This window comes from Streptomyces sp. NTH33 (genome assembly GCF_003236365.1).
Taxonomy (GTDB): Bacteria; Actinomycetota; Actinomycetes; order Streptomycetales; family Streptomycetaceae; genus Streptomyces.
In genome coordinates this window covers 1-3,756 of the sequence record NZ_POTZ01000574.1, presented here as the reverse complement: position 1 = coordinate 3,756, position 3,756 = coordinate 1, and the positions used below count along the sequence as shown (strand labels likewise).

Genomic DNA, 3,756 nt, shown 5'->3' with positions numbered 1-3,756 from the left:
GGGGCCAGCGCGGCCACGATCTCCAGGGCGCCGAAGGCGGCGGCGGCCGCGATGAGCAGGCGCAGCCGGGCCGTGCCGCGGCGGGCCGCCAGCAGGGCGCCGACCAGTGAGCCGACCGCCATCACCGGGGCCATGTGCCCCCAGCCCTCGCCCCAGCCGGCCAGGTGGGCGCGGGGGAAGTCCGGGGCGGCGTAGGCGTACGAGGTCGGCGCGTCCGCGATCTTGTCGTACAGCGTCTCGCGCGGGCCGACGAACGTGAACGGGCCGCCGTACGTCGCGCACAGGTGCTGCCACAGCCGGTAACGCCATGTGTGTTCGCCCGCGCTGCCGATGGTCATGGAGTCGCCGACGGGCATGAGCCTGAGCATCCGCTCATGATGGACGATCGCGGAGGGCGGTGGGATGTGAGGCCTGCCACGCCGTTGAACTCCCCTGCGGGATGGCAGGCTTGGGGCATGCGCCGACCGTTCGCCCTGCTCGCCGGGGCCCTCCTCGTGGGTGCGCTCGCCGTGCCCGCCGCGCCTGCCGCCTTCGCCGCCGACGGCGACGACGGGTTCACGATCAAGGACCCCCGCATCAAGGAGTCCAGCGGCCTCGCGGCCTCGCGCCTGCATCCGGGCGTCTACTGGACCCACAACGACAGCGGCTACGGCCCCCAGATCTACGCCGTGGACGGCAGGACGGGCGAGACCGTCGCCACCGTCACGCTCAGCGGCATCGGCAAGCCCCGCGACGTGGAGGCCATCTCCATCGGACCCGGCGACCAGATCTACGTCGGCGACATCGGCGACAACCTCGGCGGCACCTGGCCGTACGTGTGGATCTACCGGCTGCCCGAGCCGAAGGAGCTGAAGGACCAGACGATCCGGGCCACGCAGTACGTCGTGAAGTACGCGGACGGCGCCCGCGACGCCGAGTCGATGGTCGTGCACCCGAAGACGGGACGCGTCTACATCATCGACAAGAAGGAGGACGGCGGTCACCTGTACGAGGGCCCCGCCGAGCTGTCCGCCTCGGGCACGAACGTCTTCGAGCCGATCGCCCCCGTCGACCTGTGGGCCACCGACGCCGCGCTCTCGCCCGACGGCAAGCGGCTCGCCGTGCGTGGCTACTTCGGCGGCATCCACTACGACTGGAACGGCGGGAAGATCAAGCGGGCCGGCCGGCTCGACGTGCCGCTGCAGCGGCAGGGCGAGTCCGTCACGTACAGCGCCGACGGCACCAAGCTGCTGTACGGCAGCGAGGGCGAGGGCAGTCCGGTGGAGGTGCGCGAGGCGCCCGGCGCCGACTCCTCCGCCAAGTCGCCGTCCGTGTCCGGGGGTTCGAGCTCCGCCGGTTCCGGATCGGGCGGGAGCGGCTCGGGCGGGAGCGGCGGACTCGGGGCGGGAACCGTCGTGGCGGCCGTCGTGGCGGTGGTCGCGGTGCTGGGGCTGGGGCGTCTGTTGCGTCGCCGCTCTTGACGGGCCGGTGTGACTTGACTTCCATGGAAGGCGCGGGTTGTGGGAGCGCTCCCACTTGTTCCGGCCCCGCGGCCTCCCGAGAGGAAGCAGCACATGTTCCGCACCTTGCGAAGAGCGCTGTGCACTGCCGTGGCGGCGCTCCTGCTGCCGCTGGGCCTGGGGCTCGGCCTGCCGGCCACCGCGCACGCGGCCCCGGCCGCGGGCGGCGCCGGCTACTGGCACACCAGCGGACGCCAGATCCTGGACGCGTCCGGGCAGGCCGTCCGGATCGCCGGCATCAACTGGTTCGGCTTCGAGACCGACAACCGCGTCGTGCACGGACTGTGGTCCCGCGACTACAAGAGCATGATCGACCAGATGAAGTCGCTGGGCTACAACACCATCCGGCTCCCCTACAGCGACGACATCCTCAAGTCCGGCGCGGCGCCCACGGGCATCGACTTCTCCGCCGGCAAGAACGCCGACCTGCAGGGGCTGACCTCCCTCCAGGTCATCGACAGGATCGTCGCGTACGCGGGCCAGGACGGGCTGAAGGTCATCCTCGACCGCCACCGCCCGAACTCGGCCGGGCAGTCGGCGCTGTGGTACACCTCCGCGGTCCCCGAGTCGACGTGGATCGCCAACCTCAAGTCGCTGGCGTCCCGTTACAAGGGCAACTCCACGGTCATCGGCATCGACCTGCACAACGAGCCCCACGACCCGGCCTGCTGGGGCTGCGGGGACCAGGCGACCGACTGGCGCCTGGCCGCCGAACGGGCCGGCAACGCGGTCCTCTCCGTCAACCCCGACCTGCTGGTCTTCGTCGAGGGCGTGCAGACGTACAACGGCGTCTCCGGCTGGTGGGGCGGCAACCTGATGGGCGTCGCCCAGTACCCCGTGCGCCTCGACGTCGCGAACCGGGTGGTGTACTCGCCCCACGACTACGCCACCAGCGTCGCCCAGCAGAGCTGGTTCAGCGACCCGTCCTTCCCCAACAACATGCCGGGGATCTGGGACAAGTACTGGGGCTACATCTTCAAGCAGAACATCGCGCCCGTGTGGCTCGGCGAGTTCGGTACGACGCTGCAGTCCACCGTGGACCAGAAGTGGCTGGCGGCACTGGCGGGTTACCTGCGCCCGACGTCGACGTACGGCGCCGACTCCTTCCACTGGACCTTCTGGTCCTGGAACCCCAACTCCGGTGACACCGGCGGGATCCTGAAGGACGACTGGCAGACCGTGGACACCGTGAAGGACGGGTACCTGGCGACCATCAAGGCACCGGGCTTCCCGAGCAGCGGGGGCGGCGACAACGGCGGCGGTGACAACGGTGGCGGTGACGGCGGCGGCAAGGCCACCTGCCGGGCCGCCTACGCCGTCAGCAGCGACTGGGGCGGCGGCTTCAACGCCGAGGTGACGGTGACCAACACGGGCACCACCGCCATCAAGTCCTGGAAGGTGACCTGGACCTGGAGCGGCTCCCAGAAGGTCACCAACATGTGGAACGCGACGTACACCCAGAGCGGCTCGACCGTGACGGCGGTGAACGCCGCCCACAACGGGTCCGTCGCGGCGGGCGGTTCGACGAGCTTCGGCTTCGGGGGAGCCCCCGGCGGCGGGAGCGCGCCGAGCCTGAGCTGTACGGCGGCGTAAGGGAGCGGCTCATGCGTATGGCCCGTGGGGGCGCGAGGTCAGGTCGCGTCCCCACGGGCGGCTTGGGCGGGTGCCGGCTCAGGGAGGGCGGCGGTGGTGGTGATGCGGTCGACGGCCCTTCGCGTCAGTGCGCGGTCGTGCGGGGCGGTGTCCAGGGCGCGGTGCAGGGTCAGGCCCTCGATCAGTGCGTCGAGCTGACGGGTGGTGTCCGCGTCGAAGTGCTGCTCCAGCAGGTGGCGGCTGCGGCGCATCCACGCCCGGGTCAGCTCCCGGTAGGCCGGGCGGCGGGCGGCGAGGGTGTAGAGCTCCTGGGTGAGGACCAGGTCGCGGCGGGGACCCTCCGAGAGGGTGTGGATGAGGTCGGTGACCGCTTCACGGGCCTGCTCGGGGCTGCCGGCCCGACCGAGGTGGCGCTCGAAGACGGCCACGATGTGGTCGGCGAAGCGGGTGAAGGCCTCGCGCAGCAGCTCGTCGATGCCGGTGAAGTGGTACGTCATCGACCCGAGGGGGACCTCGGCGCGGGTGGCGATCTTGCGGTGGGAGACGCCGGCGACCCCCTCGTCGGCGATCAGGTCGAGGGTGGCGGCGAGGATCCGTTCGCGTCGCTGCGGATCGGTGTGTCCGGTGGCCATGAGCGGGGGGCGCGCGGCTAGATGTCGCGGAC

Annotated in this window: 3 protein-coding genes and 1 pseudogene; 2 read left to right on the top strand and 2 right to left on the bottom strand. The window is 71.4% G+C overall.

The genetic code is table 11. From position 1 onward, the window contains the following. Positions 1-368 (bottom strand): annotated as a pseudogene (locus C1I97_RS33155) (hypothetical protein); the annotation flags it as partial. Between the two features lie 87 nt (positions 369-455). On the opposite strand from C1I97_RS33155, the gene C1I97_RS33150 reads away from it, so the two are divergent. Both C1I97_RS33150 and C1I97_RS33145 read left to right on the top strand, forming a co-directional pair. Then, positions 456-1,460: a WD40 repeat domain-containing protein gene (locus C1I97_RS33150; RefSeq protein ID WP_111006732.1), complete on the top strand. Its 1,005-nt coding sequence runs from the start codon at positions 456-458 to the stop codon at positions 1,458-1,460. Between the two features lie 93 nt (positions 1,461-1,553). Then, on the top strand, positions 1,554-3,092 hold the full coding sequence (locus tag C1I97_RS33145; protein WP_111006731.1) for a cellulase family glycosylhydrolase: 1,539 nt from the start codon (positions 1,554-1,556) through the stop codon (positions 3,090-3,092). 38 nt (positions 3,093-3,130) lie between these two features. Here C1I97_RS33145 and C1I97_RS33140 read toward each other — a convergent pair whose 3' ends face one another. Beyond that, the gene (locus C1I97_RS33140) at positions 3,131-3,724 is read right to left on the bottom strand and encodes a TetR/AcrR family transcriptional regulator (protein ID WP_111006730.1); all 594 of its coding nucleotides are present in this window, start codon (positions 3,722-3,724) and stop codon (positions 3,131-3,133) included. Between the last annotated feature and the right edge of the window lie 32 nt (positions 3,725-3,756).